15 protein-coding genes are annotated in these 14,313 nt (G+C 64.2%); 4 read left to right on the top strand and 11 right to left on the bottom strand.

The window, feature by feature from the left end:
* The first annotated feature begins 67 nt into the window (after nucleotides 1-67).
* Together EN874_RS02035 and EN874_RS02030 are read left to right on the top strand one after the other, a co-directional pair.
* Nucleotides 68-1,006 carry a carbohydrate kinase family protein gene (locus EN874_RS02035; protein ID WP_127423858.1) on the top strand — a complete coding sequence of 313 codons (939 nt, stop codon included), beginning with the start codon at nucleotides 68-70 and terminating at the stop codon, nucleotides 1,004-1,006.
* Nucleotides 1,007-1,056: 50 nt separating this feature from the next.
* Entirely contained in the window at nucleotides 1,057-1,974 is a 918-nt protein-coding gene (locus tag EN874_RS02030; protein WP_127423857.1) for a pseudouridine-5'-phosphate glycosidase, read from the top strand.
* Nucleotides 1,975-1,977: 3 nt separating this feature from the next.
* Here the strand turns inward: EN874_RS02030 and EN874_RS02025 are convergent, their stop codons facing one another.
* On the bottom strand, nucleotides 1,978-2,301 hold the full coding sequence (locus tag EN874_RS02025) for a TfoX/Sxy family protein (protein WP_127423856.1): 324 nt from the start codon (nucleotides 2,299-2,301) through the stop codon (nucleotides 1,978-1,980).
* A gap of 88 nt (nucleotides 2,302-2,389) precedes the next feature.
* On the opposite strand from EN874_RS02025, the gene EN874_RS02020 reads away from it, so the two are divergent.
* A complete protein-coding gene (locus tag EN874_RS02020) occupies nucleotides 2,390-2,887 on the top strand; it encodes a GFA family protein (protein WP_127423855.1) in 498 nt (165 codons plus the stop codon).
* A 1-nt stretch (nucleotide 2,888) separates the two neighbouring features.
* Here the strand turns inward: EN874_RS02020 and EN874_RS02015 are convergent, their stop codons facing one another.
* From EN874_RS02015 to EN874_RS01980, 8 genes are all read right to left on the bottom strand, one after another.
* Nucleotides 2,889-3,413 (bottom strand): DUF2199 domain-containing protein, encoded by a 525-nt coding sequence (locus EN874_RS02015; RefSeq protein ID WP_168247340.1) that lies wholly within the window; start codon nucleotides 3,411-3,413, stop codon nucleotides 2,889-2,891.
* Nucleotides 3,414-3,800, bottom strand: coding sequence for a Fe-S cluster assembly scaffold SufA (gene sufA, locus EN874_RS02010; RefSeq protein WP_127423854.1), 387 nt, complete (start codon nucleotides 3,798-3,800; stop codon nucleotides 3,414-3,416).
* 107 nt (nucleotides 3,801-3,907) lie between these two features.
* Complete coding sequence (locus EN874_RS02005) at nucleotides 3,908-4,294, bottom strand: SUF system Fe-S cluster assembly protein (RefSeq protein ID WP_126088981.1); 387 nt, start codon at nucleotides 4,292-4,294, stop codon at nucleotides 3,908-3,910.
* A 4-nt stretch (nucleotides 4,295-4,298) separates the two neighbouring features.
* Nucleotides 4,299-5,540, bottom strand: a complete 1,242-nt coding sequence (locus EN874_RS02000) for a cysteine desulfurase (protein ID WP_127423853.1) — start codon at nucleotides 5,538-5,540, stop codon at nucleotides 4,299-4,301.
* A gap of 103 nt (nucleotides 5,541-5,643) precedes the next feature.
* Nucleotides 5,644-6,915, bottom strand: a complete 1,272-nt coding sequence (gene sufD / locus EN874_RS01995) for a Fe-S cluster assembly protein SufD (protein ID WP_127423852.1) — start codon at nucleotides 6,913-6,915, stop codon at nucleotides 5,644-5,646.
* 25 nt (nucleotides 6,916-6,940) lie between these two features.
* Nucleotides 6,941-7,696 carry a Fe-S cluster assembly ATPase SufC gene (gene sufC / locus EN874_RS01990; protein ID WP_127423851.1) on the bottom strand — a complete coding sequence of 252 codons (756 nt, stop codon included), beginning with the start codon at nucleotides 7,694-7,696 and terminating at the stop codon, nucleotides 6,941-6,943.
* A 26-nt stretch (nucleotides 7,697-7,722) separates the two neighbouring features.
* Complete coding sequence (sufB, locus tag EN874_RS01985) at nucleotides 7,723-9,240, bottom strand: Fe-S cluster assembly protein SufB (protein ID WP_127423850.1); 1,518 nt, start codon at nucleotides 9,238-9,240, stop codon at nucleotides 7,723-7,725.
* A 238-nt stretch (nucleotides 9,241-9,478) separates the two neighbouring features.
* Nucleotides 9,479-10,639 carry a cysteine desulfurase family protein gene (locus EN874_RS01980; protein ID WP_127423849.1) on the bottom strand — a complete coding sequence of 387 codons (1,161 nt, stop codon included), beginning with the start codon at nucleotides 10,637-10,639 and terminating at the stop codon, nucleotides 9,479-9,481.
* Nucleotides 10,640-10,894: 255 nt separating this feature from the next.
* Between EN874_RS01980 and EN874_RS01975 the strand changes: the two genes are divergently transcribed.
* Entirely contained in the window at nucleotides 10,895-11,569 is a 675-nt protein-coding gene (locus EN874_RS01975) for an alpha/beta hydrolase (protein WP_066995082.1), read from the top strand.
* A gap of 47 nt (nucleotides 11,570-11,616) precedes the next feature.
* On the opposite strand, the gene EN874_RS01970 is transcribed toward EN874_RS01975, so the two are convergent.
* Together EN874_RS01970 and EN874_RS01965 are read right to left on the bottom strand one after the other, a co-directional pair.
* Complete coding sequence (locus tag EN874_RS01970; protein ID WP_127423848.1) at nucleotides 11,617-12,468, bottom strand: phosphatase PAP2 family protein; 852 nt, start codon at nucleotides 12,466-12,468, stop codon at nucleotides 11,617-11,619.
* Between the two features lie 40 nt (nucleotides 12,469-12,508).
* Nucleotides 12,509-14,152, bottom strand: coding sequence for a glycosyltransferase family 39 protein (locus EN874_RS01965; protein WP_127423847.1), 1,644 nt, complete (start codon nucleotides 14,150-14,152; stop codon nucleotides 12,509-12,511).
* Between the last annotated feature and the right edge of the window lie 161 nt (nucleotides 14,153-14,313).

The following is a 14,313-nucleotide window of genomic DNA, read 5'->3' as shown; positions in this document are numbered from 1 at the left end:
ATTGCGGGGCGATGCGCGCAAACCTAGTGTGCGCACGCGAACAATCAACGAAAGTCATCTCATCCGCATGCCGACTTCCCCCAAAATTCTGGCCCTAGGCGGCGCCCATATCGACCGGCGCGGTCAGGTCTCCGGCACCTATGTGCCCGCAGCCTCCAACCCCGGCATCATGCGTGAGGACGTCGGCGGCGGCGTCTTCAACGCGCTGCGCAGCCTGGTGAAGCGCGGCGTGTCGGCCTCGCTGCTTTCGGTGCGCGGCGGCGATGCGGCGGCTGAGACGGTCGCAGCGGCGATCGCCGGCGCCGGCATCGACGATCTTTCGGTGGTGTTCCTCGACCGCACGACGCCGAGCTACACGGCACTGATCGACGGCGAGGGCGAGCTGATCGTCGGCTTTGCCGATATGGGCCTCTACGACCTCGCCTTCCCCAAGCAGCTCCGCCGCGCCAAGGTGCGCGAGGCGATCGCCGGAGTTGACGCGATCCTTTGCGACGCGAACCTGCCGACGGCGGCGCTCGAGCGTCTCGTCGCGCAGGCCGGCGGCATGCCGGTCTTCGCCATCGCCATCTCGCCGGCCAAGGTCGTGCGGCTGGCGCCGCTGCTCGGCGATCTATCGCTGCTGTTCATGAACCGCCGCGAGGCGGCAGCGCTCGCCGGCGCCGACATGTCCGGCCGGGATCTTGTCGACGCGCTGAAGCGATTGGGGCTGGCGGCGGGAGTGATAACCGCCGGCAGCGCGCCGGTGCTGGGCTTCGACCAATCCGGCGTCTTTGCCATCGATCCGCCGGCGCCGCGACAGGTCGCCGACGTGACCGGCGCAGGCGATGCCCTGACCGGGGCCACGGTTGCCGCGCTGCTGCGCGGCCTGCCCTTGCGGGCAGCGCTGCGCGAAGGTGTTGCCGCGGCGATGCTCGCCATCGAGAGCGCGGAGGCGGTCCCGTCCTTCACGGCCGCCAGTTTCGCGCAGGCGCTTGCCCTTGTGCCGGAGGCACGGGAGGTGGCATAGCGCCACCAAACCATCTTGCCGGAGTGTTTTCTCCGGATTGGAGAACAGCCATGACGCCGGAAACCGCCCGTCCCTTCATCGACATCCACCTGCCGGTGGCGGAGGCGCTTGCCGCCGGGCGGCCGGTGGTGGCGCTGGAAAGCACCATCATCACCCATGGCATGCCCTACCCCGACAATGGCGCGATGGCGGCCAAGGTCGAGCAGATCATCGTTGAGGGCGGCGCGGTGCCGGCGACGATCGCCGTGATCGATGGCCGCATCAAGATCGGCCTTTCCGACGGCGAGCGCGAATCGCTCGCCATGACCGGCGACGCCATGAAGCTGTCGCGCGCCGATATCGGCTTTGCCGTCGCTCAAAGGCGCACCGGCGGCACCACAGTTGCGGCCACCATGATCGCCGCGCATATGGCCGGGATAAAGGTTTTCGCCACCGGCGGCATCGGCGGCGTCCACAAGGGCGCGGAAAAGAGCTTCGATATCTCGGCCGACCTCGACGAACTGGCGCGCACCCCGGTCATCGTCGTCTCAGCCGGCGCCAAGGCGATCCTCGACATCGAGAAGACACTGGAAGTACTGGAAACGCGCGGCGTGCCGGTCATCGGCCATGGCTGCGAGACCATGCCCGCCTTCTGGTCGAGGCAATCGCCCTTCCGCGCGCCGCTGACGCTGAATGCGCCGCAGGACATCGCGCATTTCTACCATACGCGGCAAGCGCTCGGCCTTGGCGGCGGCATTCTGGTCGCCAATCCGGTGCCGCGGAATGACGAGATCCCCGCCGCCGAGATGGACGGCTATATCCAGGCCGCGCAGAAGGCCGCCGAGGCGCAGAACGTCACCGGCAAGGCGGTGACGCCGTTCCTGCTGTCGAAGATCCTGGAACTCACCGGCGGCCGCAGCCTCAAGACCAACATCGCGCTGGTCGAGAACAATGCGCGGCTGGCAGCGGAGATCGCGAAGGCGCTGTAGACCTTATCTGCCCGCCCTTCGCCCGGCCTCGTACGCCCGCCGCGCCCAGATCGCCATTTCGTCGGGATCGTCGAAGGCGTCATCGGGAACGCTCCAATAGGGCATCGCCACCTCCTTGCCATGGCGCGAGCCGGTATAGGTCCACCGGCTGCAGCCGGCGGCCTCGAACTCTGGAATGCTCTCCTGGTCGGCCTTCAGCATCAGCTCGCCGCGCACGACGACCGCGACGATGACGCCGTCGCAATAGATGCCCTTGCCGCCGAACATCTTTCGGATGCTGATCGGCCCCAGGCTTTCGAACAGTTCTTCAAGGCGCGCATTATCCATGCCGGATCATCTCATCCGGCATGGGCCTTGTCATCGCCGCAACCAAAGGCATGCTGACAGGTTGAGACACGAAAACGGAGCTCCCGCCATGCCTGTCCTGCTCAAAGGCTCCTGCCGCTGCGGCGCCGTCGCCTTCGAGGTCGAAAGCCACACGCCGGTGCCGTTCATGCTCTGCTACTGCTCGATCTGCCGCAAGCAGCAGGGCGGCGGCGGTTTTGCCATCAATCTCGGCGCCGACTACGAGACTATGAACATCAGAGGCAAGCGCAGCCTCGGCGTCTATCGCGCCGAGATCGAGGACGACGAGCATCCGCATTGCGAGGTCTCAACCGGGGAGCGCAATTTCTGCAGGAAGTGCGGCGCCGCGCTCTGGCTCTACGATCCGACCTGGCCGGACCTCGTCCACCCCTTCGCGTCGGCGATCGACAGCGACCTGCCGAAACCGCCGGAAAAGGTGCATCTGATGCTGAAATACAAGGCGAACTGGGTCGAGCCGGTAATCGGACCCAAAGACAAGGTGTTCGACGTCTATCCGGAGGAATCGATCGCCGACTGGCACAAGCGCACGGGCATGTGGGTGGATTAATCTAGGCTTCAGGGCGATGCGTAAGCGCAACCCAGCGCTCGATCTGCGTCACATCCACCCCTTCGCGCTGCGCTGCAACCAACGGATGGTCTGCATCATGCAGAAACACCCTCGGGCGCTGATTGCCAGGCTGAAACACGACATTGGCATGCAGGTGCATCGAGCTTGGATACTCGGGAATGTCGTGCATCAAATAACCGAAGCAGAGTTCATCCTCATATTGGCCGCTGTCATATCCGTCCCGATAGACATTCCAGCTTCTTTCCGAGACCGACATCCAAACGCCGAAGCAGAACTCGTCGGACAACTGAGGCACGGGCAAAGCCAGCAGGCACCGAATGAACCGGTCTGTTTGCCCTGTTGCGTAGCTCACCATGCAAAAATCGTCGTTCTTGCGGAAGGTCGACCGAGCCACATCGTCAAGCGCATCGGGATTCACCGGCGTGCTGAAGGCCATGTCAGTGGGAAGCCCGGTATGCTCCTGATCACAGCAGGCACATCGCCAGCGATATGCCTCAGCGCTCACCTAAGCGGCGCTTGAGGAGCGTGCCTCGGCAAGCGCCTTGAGATCGGCGGGCTTCAGCTCGACGGATTCGCCGCAGCCGCAAGCCGAGCTCTGGTTCGGATTTCTGAAGGTGAAGCCGGTGCGCAGCGTCGTCTGCTCGAAATCCATCTCGGTGCCGAGCAGGAACAGCGCCGCTTCGGGCGCGACATAGACATGCGCGCCGTCGCGCTCGACATGATCGTCCTTCGAGTTCGGCTCGGTGACCAGGTCGATCGTATATTCCATGCCGGCGCAGCCGCCCTTCCGGATGCCGAGGCGGATGCCGTGCGCGTTGTCGCGCGTGGCGACGATCTCGCGCACGCGGTCGGCGGCCCTGTCGGTCATCGTGATGACGGCGAAGCGTCCCATTTCATTCTCCACGTTCGCGCGGGTTCAAGGCCCGCGGAATGAGTCTGCCCTTAAAATGGTGAAGTTTCACCTTTGCTGCAAGTCAGCCAATCATGTCGGGCAGTTGGTCAATACCACCCGACCGCGACCTGCGCCTCTTCCGACATGCGGTCCGGGGTCCACGGCGGGTCGAACACCATGTTGACCTCGACGCCGGAAACGCCTTCGACGGCGCCGACCGCGTTCTCGACCCAGCCGGGCATCTCGCCGGCCACCGGGCAGCCCGGCGCGGTCAGCGTCATGTCGATCTTGACGGTGCGGTCGTCCTCGATGTCGATCCTGTAGACCAGGCCAAGCTCGTAGATGTCGGCCGGGATTTCCGGGTCGTAGACCGTCTTCAGCGCCGAGACGATGTCGTCGGTCAGCCGCGCCAACTCCTCGGCGGGGATCGCCGAGGCCGAGACGATACCGTTCGCGGCCTGGGCAGTCTCAGCGGTGGTGCTCACATCGTCCATGGTCTCACCCGAAGAACTTTCGCGCCTTTTCCAGCGCATCGGCCAAAGCGTCGACTTCGGCCCTGGTATTATACATGCCGAATGATGCCCTGCATGTGGAGGTCACGCCGAAGCGTTTCAACAGTGGCTGGGCGCAATGGGTGCCCGCGCGGACAGCCACGCCTTGCCGATCAATCACCATCGACACGTCATGGGCATGGATGCCCTGCAATTCGAACGAGATGATGGCGCCCTTGCCCGGCGCGTCGCCGAAGATGCGCAGCGAGTTGATGGCCCTGAGCCGCTCATGCGCATAGTCCTTGAGGTCCGCCTCATGTGCGGCAATGCGCTCGCGGCCAACCTTTTCCATGTACTCCAACGCCGCGCCCAGCCCGATCGCCTGCACAATCGGCGGCGTGCCGGCCTCGAAACGGTGCGGCGGCTCGTTGTAGGTGACGATCTCCTCCGTCACCTCCTCGATCATCTCGCCGCCGCCCATGAAGGGGCGCATCTCTTCCAGCATCTGCTTCTTGCCATAGAGCACGCCGATGCCGGATGGGCCATAGACCTTGTGACCGGTGAAGACGAAGAAATCGCAATCGAGGTCCTGCACATCGATCGGCATATGCACCGCGCTCTGGCTGCCGTCGACCAGCACCGGAATGCCGCGCGAATGGGCGATGCGCACGATCTCCTTGATCGGCGTCAAGGTGCCCAGCGCGTTGGACATCTGGGTGATGGCGACGAGCCTGGTGCGGCTGGTCAGGCGCTTCTCGAATTCCTCGATGTGGAAGGCGCCGAGGTCGTCGACCGGCACCCAGACGAGCTTGGCGCCCTGCCGCTCGCGGATGAAATGCCAGGGCACGATGTTGGAGTGGTGCTCCATGATCGAGAGCACGATCTCGTCGCCCTCGCCGATCCTCGGCATGCCCCAGCCATAGGCGACCGTGTTGATCGCCGAAGTGGTGTTGGAGGTGAAAACGATGTTGTCGGTGCTGGGCGCATTGAGGAAGCGGCGCACCGTCTCACGCGCCTTCTCGTAGGCATCCGTCGCGGCGTTCGACAGGAAATGCAGGCCGCGATGGACGTTGGCATATTCTTGACTGTAAGCGTGCTGGATGGTGTCGAGCACCACCTGCGGCTTTTGCGCCGAAGCGCCGTTGTCGAGATAGACCAGCGGCTTGCCATAGACCTGGCGCGACAGGATCGGGAAGTCGCGGCGGATCGCCTCGACGTCATAAGGAGCGGTTTCGATCTTCTGATCCATCACAAGCTCTTCCGAGGCACCGCCTCACTCCGTCGAGCACCCCTCATCCGTCTTGGCGCTTCGCGCCAATCCACCTTCTCCCGCAAGGGGAGAAGGGAAAGCGCTACCCGTGCGTCAAAAACCAGCCGTCGAGCCGCGCTTCCAGCGCCTCGACGATGCTCTCGTCGTCCAGTTCCTCGATCACTTCGGCCACGAAAGCCTTCACCAGCAGGCCCCGCGCGGTCTTCTCGTCGATGCCGCGCGCCATCAGGTAGAACAGATGGTCGTGATCGATCTCGGTGACGGTAGCGCCATGACCGCAGACGACGTCGTCTGCGAAGATCTCCAGCTCCGGCTTGGTCGAGAACTCGCCGTCGTCCGACAACAGCAGCGTGTTGCAGGCCATCTTGGCGTTGGTCTTCTGCGCGTATTGATGCACGTTGATGCGCCCCTGGAAGACGCCGCGCGCCTTGCCGGTCACCACGTTGCGCATCACTTCGGTCGAGGTCGTGTGCGGCACGGCGTGGTCGAGCACCATGGTGGTGTCGGTATGCGTGTCGCCGGCCAGAAGGTTGATGCCGCGCAGCTTGAAGTCGGCGCCCTCACCCGTTGTCCTGACCACCACTTCCTGGCGCACCAGCCTGCCGCCGGCGTTCATGACGAACAGCGTCAGCTTCGCATCCTTGCCGATATGCGCCTTGAACTGGGCGAGATGGGTGGCCGTGGCCGACTGCTCCTGCACGATCAGCCAGGTCACTTCGGAGCCATCGCCGACCACGAGCTGGCTCACCGAGCTGACCAGAGCATCGCTGCCCTCGCCCGCCTGGCGCTCGACGATGACCGCCTTGACGCCAGCGCCGACGCGCGTCAGCAGCCGCACATGCGTCTGGCCGCCGGACTGCAGGTTCTGCAATTCGATCGGCTTTTCCAGTTCAGCGCCGTCGGCGATATCGACGAAATAGCCGTCGGCGACGAAGGCGGTGTTCAGCGCGCCAATCGCGTCATCGGCGCCATAGGGATCCAGCCCCGGCGCCACGCTGCCGTCGGTGAGTTTTTCCGACAGGCGCTGCACCGTGACGCCCTCGATCTCGGGCAGCTTGGCGTTCGAGACGCCGTTCAGCACCGGCAGCACGGCGGAACCGTCGAGAACCGGATCGAGCGCCTTTGCGATGCCGTCTGCCTCGAAGGCCGGCACCGAGGTCAGCAGCCGGCGCAAATCCGTATAGTGCCAGGATTCGATGCGCCGCGTCGGCAGGCCGTGCTTGATCGCCTCGATCGCGCCGTCGCGCTTGACCATCACCGCGCCGTCGCCGGGCAGCAGCGACAGCCGCTCGCCGAAGGCATCGATCAGCGCCGTCTCGGCCAAGGTCCGCTGGGGCTGTGCGTGCATGTTCATTGCTCTCGCCTCACCTGGCCCCATCTCACGCGGCTTGCCCGATAACGCCGGCATATCCGTTGGTTTCGAGGTCGAGCGCCAGCGACTTGTCGCCCGACTTGATGACCTGGCCCTTGTAGAGCACGTGCACGCTGTCCGGCACGATGTGTTCGAGCAGGCGCTGATAGTGGGTGATGACGACGATCGCGCGCTCCGGCGAGCGCAGCGCGTTGACGCCATCGGCGACGATCTTGAGCGCGTCAATATCGAGACCGGAATCGGTTTCGTCGAGCACGCAGAGCTTCGGCTCGAGCAGCTTCATCTGCAGGATCTCGGCGCGCTTCTTCTCGCCGCCGGAGAAGCCGACATTGAGCGGCCGCTTCAGCATGTTCATGTCCATGTTGAGCGAGGCCGCCGCCTCCTTCACGCGCTTCAGGAACTCCGGAACCTTCAGCGGTTCCTCGCCGCGCGCCTTGCGCTGCTCGTTCATCGCCACCTTCAGGAACTCCATGGTGGCGACGCCCGGTATCTCCATCGGATACTGGAAGGCGAGGAAGATGCCGGCGCTTGCGCGCTCGGCCGGATCCATTTCAAGGATCGACTGGCCGTTATAGAGGATGTCGCCCTCGGTGACCTCATAGTCCTCGCGGCCGGCGAGGATGTAAGAGAGCGTCGACTTACCCGAGCCGTTCGGGCCCATGATGGCGGCGACCTCTCCGGCTTTCACCGTCAGGTCCAGGCCGCGGATGATTTCGGTGCCGTCATCGACGATGCGGGCATGCAGGTTTCTGATTTCAAGCATGATTTCTTCCTGAATATGTTTCGCGGTCAGCCGACCGAACCCTCTAGGCTGATGCCGATCAGCTTCTGCGCCTCGACGGCGAACTCCATCGGCAGCTGCTGGATGACGTCCTTGACGAAGCCGTTGACGATCAGCGCGATCGCTTCTTCCTCGGGGATGCCGCGCTGCATGACGTAGAACTTCTGGTCCTCGGATATCTTCGACGTCGTCGCCTCGTGCTCGAACTTCGCCGTCGCGTTCTTGGCCTCCATGTAGGGCACGGTGTGCGCGCCGCACTGGTCGCCGATCAGCAGCGAGTCGCAATTGGTGAAGTTGCGGGCATTCGCCGCCTTGCGGTGCGCCGAGACCTGGCCGCGGTAGGTGTTTTGCGAGAAGCCGGCGGCGATGCCCTTGGAGATGATGCGGCTCGACGTGTTCTTGCCGAGATGGATCATCTTGGTGCCGCTGTCGACCTGCTGGTAGCCGTTCGACACCGCGATCGAATAGAACTCGCCGCTGGAATCGTCGCCGCGCAGGATGCAGCTCGGATATTTCCAGGTGATGGCCGAACCGGTCTCGACCTGCGTCCACGAGATCTTCGAGCGGTCGCCACGGCAGTCGCCGCGCTTGGTGACGAAATTATAGACGCCGCCCTTGCCCTCGGCATCGCCCGGGTACCAGTTCTGCACCGTCGAATATTTGATCTCGGCATCGTCGAGCGCGATCAGTTCGACCACCGCCGCATGCAGCTGGTTCTCGTCGCGCTGCGGCGCCGTGCAGCCCTCGAGATAGGAGACATAGGCTCCCTCCTCGGCGATGATCAGCGTGCGCTCGAACTGGCCGGTGTTCTTCTCGTTGATGCGGAAATAGGTCGACAGCTCCATCGGGCAGCGCACGCCCTTCGGCACGAAAACGAAGGAGCCGTCGGTGAACACGGCCGAGTTCAGCGTGGCGTAGAAATTGTCGGTGGTCGGCACGACCGAGCCGAGATATTTCTGCACCAGTTCCGGATGCTCGCGGATCGCTTCCGAGATCGAGCAGAAGATGACGCCGGCCTGAGCCAGCTCCTTCTTGAAGGTGGTGACGACCGAGACCGAATCGAACACGGCGTCGACCGCGACGCGGCCCGACTTGTAGACGTTGTCGTTGGCTTCCTCGAATTCCGAGTCATCGGTCTTCTGGACGCCGGCAAGGATCTCCTGCTCCTTCAGCGGGATGCCGAGCTTCTCATAGACCTTGAGCAGTTCGGGATCGACCTCTTCCAGCGACTTCGGGCCGGGCGTGCTCTTTGGCGCGGCGTAGTAGTGGATGTCCTGGAAGTCGATCTTCGGATAGTGGACGCGCGCCCAGGTCGGCTCTTCCAGCGTCAGCCATCGCCGAAAGGCCCCGAGACGCCATTCCAGCATCCAGTCCGGCTCGCCCTTCTTCTCGGAGATCAAGCGAATGATGTCTTCGCTCAGGCCCTTGGGGGCCTTGTCCATCTCGATCTCTGTCTGGAATCCATATTTATACTGGTCGACGTCGATCTTTCGGACTCGATCGATCGTCTCCTGCACAGCAGGCATAAGCGTTCTCCATCCACGCCGGGGTCAAGGCCCGGCAGTTTTCAAACTATGGCACCGCTTGGGACCGGGCACCTGCGAGGCGCCCGAAGCGGCGTAAGCTCCATATAGTGCGTTTCGACCGAGAATTCACCCGGCCAAGACAAAACGCACGGCTCTACCAGGCCACATGGCCTGAATTCGTTTTCGAGAACCGGATTTCGAGAACCGCCGGGGTCTCTTGTCCGATGCCTTGCCGCGGTTAGGCGGCCTGTTCCTTTCCGGCGCGGCGCGCAACGATCCGCGCCATGGCAGTTCGAAACGCCTCGACCTCGCCGTCGCCGGTGGCGCGGCCGATCGAGACGCGCAGGGCGCCAAGACTGTCACCGCGACCCATCGCCTTCAGCACATGGCTTGGCCCGACCTTTCCCGACGAGCAGGCTGAACCGGCTGACAGCGCAACGCCGGCGAGATCGAAGCCGATCTGCGCCGTTTCGGGCTTGACGCCTGGAATAGCGAAGAATGTCGTGTTGGCAAGCCGTGGCGCCGCCGCTCCAAAGATTTCCGCGTCGGGGGCGAGCTCCTTCAGGATCGCCTCGATCTCGTCGCGACAATACGCGACCGCATCCATCGCATCCAGGCCGGCGAGTGCTGCCCGCGCCGCGGCGCCGAAACCGGCAATGCCGGGAAGGTTCTCGGTGCCGGCGCGATGGCCCTTTTCCTGGCCGCCGCCATTGATCAGCGGCTTCGGCATCATCAGGTCAGCCTGAGCGACGATGGCGCCAACGCCCATCGGCCCGCCGAGCTTGTGCGAGGACAGGATCAGGTAGTCGGCATAACCGGCTGATATGTCGATCGGAATCCGCCCGGCAGCTTGCACGGCGTCGACCACCACCACACCGCCCTCCCGCTTGACGATCTCCGCGATCCGGCCGACCGGCTGAATGACGCCCGTCTCGTTGTTGGCGGCATGGATCGCCACCAGCGGCAGGCCGTCGGCCCTGTCGTGCGCGGCCAGCGCCTTGGCCAGCGCGTCAAGGTCGGCAACGCCGTTCCGATCGACGCCGATCCGCGTCACCTGCGCGGCCGGAAAACGTCCACCACCGAGCACGCAGGGATGGTCGGCCTCGGAGACGTAAAGGCGGCTCATGCGGATGGCGCCGCGCCCCATCTGCCAGTCGGGGGTGAGCAGCGTCGACGCGGCTTCCGTCGCGCCCGAGGTGAACACGACATGTTCGGGCCTGGCGTTGACCAGCCTTGCCACGTCGCGCCTGGCGTCCTCGATCAGCCGGCGCGCCGCGCGGCCCTCCGAGTGCACCGACGACGGATTGGCGGCATCGAGCGCGGCGACCATCGCCGACCGCGCCTCTGCAATGAGAGGTGCGCTGGCGTTGTAGTCGAGATAGGCGCGAGTTGCGGCCATTTTCCTTCCGTCGGTCCCGTCAGCAGCCATTCCGCGAGGATAGCGCGTTATTTCCTTGAAATTGCAAGGCAAGCCGTCCTATTTACCCGGCTTGCGGCGCGGGCGACCGGACCATTGCGTTTTCGGCCACCCAGTTTTGAACAATTCTAAACTAGCTTCTAGGAAGACGCTTGCCCGGCGTCAAGGCCACAGAATGGGCCAAGGGAAGAGTCCGGGCCAAGGGAAAGCGCCTTCGTATGCCACGTGGAGTATTTTATGCCTGAGGTCATTTTCGCCGGTCCGGCTGGTCGCCTGGAGGGACGCTACCAGCCTTCCAAGGAAAAGAGCGCGCCCATCGCCATCGTGCTGCACCCGCACCCGCAATTCGGCGGCACGATGAACAACAAGATCGTCTACGACCTCTTCTACATGTTCCAGAAGCGCGATTTCACCACGCTTCGCTTCAATTTCCGCGGCATCGGCCGCAGCCAGGGCGAGTTCGACCACGGCACCGGCGAACTGTCGGACGCTGCCGCCGCGCTAGACTGGGTGCAGTCGCTGCATCCCGATTCCAAGAGCTGCTGGGTCGCCGGCTATTCCTTCGGCTCGTGGATCGGCATGCAGCTTCTGATGCGCCGGCCGGAGATCGAGGGCTTCATCTCGGTCGCGCCGCAGCCCAACACCTACGACTTCTCGTTCCTGGCGCCCTGCCCGTCGTCCGGCCTCATCATCCACGGCGATGCCGACAAGGTGGCGCCGCCGAAGGACGTGCAGACGCTGGTCGACAAGCTGCACACGCAAAAGGGCATCACCATCACGCAGAAGACGATCTCCGGCGCGAACCATTTCTTTGCCAATCACGCCGAACTGCTGATCGACGAGTGCGCCGACTACCTCGACCGGCGACTGGCGGGCGAGCTCGCCGATCCGCGGCCGAAGCGGCTGAGATAGGCTGCAGGCGGTCTCGGCGGCAAATAGCCATGAAACGCTGAACCGCTCTAAGGGTGATCGGCTGACAGGTTTTCGCGGCTCTGCCGAGCTGACGCTATTCTGTCTTTGGGCCCACTCGACCATCCCAGCCGGAACGTGCGCTTGGGCACCGGTCTGGTCGAGGATGGCCGCCGGAAGATGAAGCCGAGCCGCGCGAAGACGAGTCCCGAGACAATCGCGAAGGCAAGACCAAGCCCGAAGCCGGCCAGGGTGTCGCTCGGATAATGCGCGCCGACGAAGACGCGCGTCGAGGCAATGCAGGCCGTGACCGCCAGCGCGATGTGCCAGCGCTTCGGGAACAAGAGCAGCAGGATGCCGAATACCGCTCCCATCGTCGTGGCGTGACCGGACGGAAAGCCGGCGAAGCGCGCATCCATGGCGAAGGGATGCAGCGACAGCACGCCGAAGTCGTTGAAATAGAGCGGCCGCGCGCGGCCGATGCCATACTTCAGCAAATTGACCGCCAGCCCGGAAAGGCCGACCGCGCAAAGCACCAGGAAGGCAAGGCAGGTCCAGTTGTAGACGAGCAGCCGCGTTTCCCTGGAGAGACGCCGCCAGTCCGTCAGATTGGCCGCGACGAGACAAAGAGCCGCGGGGATGAGGTACCAGCCGCCCAGGCCGAAATCGGTGAAGAAATCGGTGAAATGGACGAAGCCGGGCGTCCACTCTGCGCGCATCCTGCCGGCGGCGCTGTCGAGGCTGAGGAAAGCGGCCGCGGCAAGCAGCACCCAGGCGAGCGCCCAAACCGGCCATGCAATTTGCGGGTAGCGCGCCGGGCGCACGGCAAAGCGTCGCCTCACGATCGCAATCGTGTCGAGGAAATTGGCGAGCGAGCGGCGGTAGAGGGCGACGGCGGACATGGTTGAATCTACAGGGGTGTTTGGGACCCGACATTATTCCTCACGGGGCCACCCGATATAGGCCGAGCGCCAGCTTGTCTCCTGACGAATAGTTGAGCCCGTCGATCTCGGTAAGCCGCTTCGCCGACTTGCCCTGCCCGGCAAGCAGTTCGTTGAGCTTCTGCTCGTCCTTGATTGGGGCAAGTCCCAGCGCGCAGGCAGGATCGGCAGCCAGGTGTTTTGCGACGCCGTCGACATCGGTCAGCACGGTGTTGGTGCCGACCAGGAACACCAGGCTTGGTTCGTGATAGGGAGACGAGGCGAGGACAGTGGTATCGCAAGGACGGTTGGCATCGACCAATGACTTGATCGCGGGGCTCAGCCAGATCGGCTTCAGCGATGGTGCAATGGCCCCGAACAGCAGGCTGAAGGTGATGCCGGCGCCGACGGCGATCGCCGCGATGCGTCCGAGCGGCACCTGCAATTGGCGCGGGAAGGCGAGATAGCCGGTAACTAAAGCCGCGATCGCCGCCAGGATGCTCCACCAGCAGAAGGCCTTGGCGAAATAGATCGGCGCCGCGATGCACACTGCGGCCAGCCCGATCGACACGACGACGACGCCGAAGGCGGTCGACCACCACAGCCAGCTCTGCCAGCGCTTCAGCGGCGCGTTGGCCTTCTCTGCCGGCAGGGTGAGCAGCCAGCCGATGAGCAGCGCCATGCCGGGATAGGCGGGCATCACATAATGCGGCAGCTTGGTCGGAATCGCCTCGAAGACCAGCCAGAACGGGATGTACCAGGCGAGACAGAAGCGCAGGCGCGGATCGTCCCGGAAGCGGTTGATGGCCTGCAGCCCGGCGCCGACCGCGATCAGACCGAAGGGCCACATGAACAGCGAGTAGGTGAGCATGTAGAAGCCGGGCGGCAAGCCGTGCGATTCCTCGCCTTGCGCCACCTTGTTCAGCATGTCCTTGCCGACCGCCTCCTGGAAGAAGGCGCCGCCGCTCTTCCAGCTGATGAGGATGAGCCAGGGCAGCACGATGACGAGCACGATTGCGACGCCGCGCACCAGCTTCAGTTTCAAAAGCCAGCGCCAGTCGCGGTCGAAGGCGAACAGCGCCGCGGCCGTGAGCAGCGACAAGAGCGGGGCAACAGGCCCTTTGATGAGGATGCCCAGCCCCTGCGCGATCCAGAAGATCCAGGGCAGATGGCCGGCCACCGGCTCTTTGCTGCGCGCGGCCAGATAGACCTGCGCCAGCGCGCCTTGCGCCGCCACGCAGCAGGCCAGAAGCATCGCGTCGGTCTTGGCGTCGCGGCCCTCGAAGGCGGTGGCGAAGATCGCCGCCATCATCAGCCCGGCGGCAAGGCCGGCATTGGCGCCGAAGAGCTTTGTTCCCGTCCAGCCGACACCGACGACGGCGAGCGCAATGCCGAGCATGGAAACCAGGCGATAGACCCAGATCGGGGCTTGCGCCCCCTCGCCGCTCAGCGCGACCGCCGTCGATTGCAGCCAGTAGATGCCGATCGGTTTCTTGTAGCGCGTCACATCCTGCAGACGGATGTCGATATAGTCGCCTGTCTCGACCATCTGCTTGGTCGACTGGACAAAACGGGATTCGTCGCGGTCGACCGGCGGCAGGCTTGCCAGCCCGCTGACGGTCATAAGGATGCTGAACAGAAAGAGGATGAGGATGTTCCTGTTCATCGCGGGAGCTTGTCCGATCTGAGATTGCGGGATGGCCCCGTCGCGGCGCTTGGGGAGCGTGCTGCCCTTGCGCGGGCGCCTCATTACGCCAGCAGAACGGGCGAAGCAAGGATGCGCGGCATTGCGGGCGATCAAACGCAAGGCCGGAACCACTTTTGCTG

It is taken from the genome of Mesorhizobium sp. M1D.F.Ca.ET.231.01.1.1 (genome assembly GCF_003999155.2).
In the GTDB taxonomy this organism is placed as follows: Bacteria; Pseudomonadota; Alphaproteobacteria; order Rhizobiales; family Rhizobiaceae; genus Mesorhizobium.
Note: the sequence above shows the minus strand (reverse complement) of the source record. Positions and strands in the feature narration are given on the sequence as shown.

Bases quoted from the DNA above. Each gene is read 5' to 3' on its own strand.
- EN874_RS01980 (WP_127423849.1), bottom strand. From the start codon at position 10,639: ATGGCCGCAACTCGCGCCTATCTCGACTACAACGCCAGCGCACCTCTC.
- EN874_RS02035 (WP_127423858.1), top strand. From the start codon at position 68: ATGCCGACTTCCCCCAAAATTCTGGCCCTAGGCGGCGCCCATATCGAC.
- EN874_RS01975 (WP_066995082.1), top strand. From the start codon at position 10,895: ATGCCTGAGGTCATTTTCGCCGGTCCGGCTGGTCGCCTGGAGGGACGC.
- EN874_RS02025 (WP_127423856.1), bottom strand. From the start codon at position 2,301: ATGGATAATGCGCGCCTTGAAGAACTGTTCGAAAGCCTGGGGCCGATC.
- sufA (WP_127423854.1), bottom strand. From the start codon at position 3,800: ATGGGACGCTTCGCCGTCATCACGATGACCGACAGGGCCGCCGACCGC.
- sufC (WP_127423851.1), bottom strand. From the start codon at position 7,696: ATGCTTGAAATCAGAAACCTGCATGCCCGCATCGTCGATGACGGCACC.
- EN874_RS01970 (WP_127423848.1), bottom strand. From the start codon at position 12,468: ATGTCCGCCGTCGCCCTCTACCGCCGCTCGCTCGCCAATTTCCTCGAC.
- EN874_RS02000 (WP_127423853.1), bottom strand. From the start codon at position 5,540: ATGGATCAGAAGATCGAAACCGCTCCTTATGACGTCGAGGCGATCCGC.
- sufB (WP_127423850.1), bottom strand. From the start codon at position 9,240: ATGCCTGCTGTGCAGGAGACGATCGATCGAGTCCGAAAGATCGACGTC.
- EN874_RS01965 (WP_127423847.1), bottom strand. From the start codon at position 14,152: ATGAACAGGAACATCCTCATCCTCTTTCTGTTCAGCATCCTTATGACC.
- sufD (WP_127423852.1), bottom strand. From the start codon at position 6,915: ATGAACATGCACGCACAGCCCCAGCGGACCTTGGCCGAGACGGCGCTG.
- EN874_RS02030 (WP_127423857.1), top strand. From the start codon at position 1,057: ATGACGCCGGAAACCGCCCGTCCCTTCATCGACATCCACCTGCCGGTG.
- EN874_RS02020 (WP_127423855.1), top strand. From the start codon at position 2,390: ATGCCTGTCCTGCTCAAAGGCTCCTGCCGCTGCGGCGCCGTCGCCTTC.
- EN874_RS02005 (WP_126088981.1), bottom strand. From the start codon at position 4,294: ATGGACGATGTGAGCACCACCGCTGAGACTGCCCAGGCCGCGAACGGT.